Annotated in this window: 1 protein-coding gene; it reads right to left on the bottom strand. The window is 63.3% G+C overall.

The window, feature by feature from the left end:
- On the bottom strand, nt 1-1053 hold a 1053-nt coding region (locus AB0K82_RS44715; protein WP_364409895.1), incomplete at both ends, for a hypothetical protein.

Raw genomic sequence — 1053 nt, forward strand, 5'->3', positions numbered from 1 at the left:
CGTCTCCGGGATAGTGGTCGTCGCCGACCCGGGTGCGCAGGATGCCCTCGAGCAGCTCCTCCTCGGCGTGGCGGCGGCATCGCCGGTCTGGCTGCCGGCGACACCAGCGCGCCGCCGGAATTCTTCACATAGGCATAGCCCTGCACATAGGTGTAGAGCTTCAGCGGCCGCGCCGCACCCGCAACCGGCGCCGGCTGCATCTCGCTCGTCACGCCGCCGTGCGTGGCATAGGTAAAGTCGGTCTGGTTTCCGTTCGCATCCACGATCATCGCGGGCTTGGTCTGGTTCTGCCGGGTGATCGTGTATGGAGCCCCCAAGAAGTAATAGCCATATTGCTTGACGAGGTTCGGAAGGCCGGAGCCCGGCTTCGCGACCAGCGTCTCCTTGCTGAGGGCGCGATAGGGGCCATTATATTCGGCCAGATATTTGTTGCCCTCGGGATAGGTCGCCTCGACCAGGAAGCTGCCTTCGGACAGCGGACCGCCGGGCGGATCGTTGTCGAAATAATAGTCGGCCCCTTTGTAGCGATACTGGGTCGTCTGTCCGTTCCCGTCGGTGAAGCTATAGGGGTTCGACCGGGTGAAGGTACCGCCGAAGCCATTGCCGCTGGGGTCAAGCGCGCCGGAGCTGATCTGGCCGTCGCTGTCGATATTGGCCCCCTCGTCGGTGATGACACCCGGCTCGACATTGGACGAATATGTCCAGACGGTACCGTCCGCGAGCGTCTGGCCGATCACCTTGCCGTCGAAGATCGTGTTGGCGACCTTGCAGCCGCTATAGCCCGGCGGCGTGACGCAATTTATCTGCGTCCAGCCGGTCTGCCAGCCATAGCTGGTCGTGTTCGACTGGACATCGGAGACGCTCGTCAGCAGGCTGCCCGAATAGCCATAGCTCGTCTTCAGGCTCGCCCCGGCGCAGGTCGTGCTGCTGGTTACATAGGTCCGCGAAAGGTTGAAGCCGCATGCGGCCGAAATGCGCCCGTTCGCACCCCAGTCGAACACAAGCGCATAGCCCGAGCTGTCGCTGACCAGCCGAAGCTGGTTGCTGCCGTTG

Origin of the sequence: Actinoallomurus sp. NPDC052274 (genome assembly GCF_040679475.1) — a bacterium.
In the GTDB taxonomy this organism is placed as follows: domain Bacteria; phylum Actinomycetota; class Actinomycetes; order Streptosporangiales; family Streptosporangiaceae; genus Actinoallomurus; species Actinoallomurus liliacearum.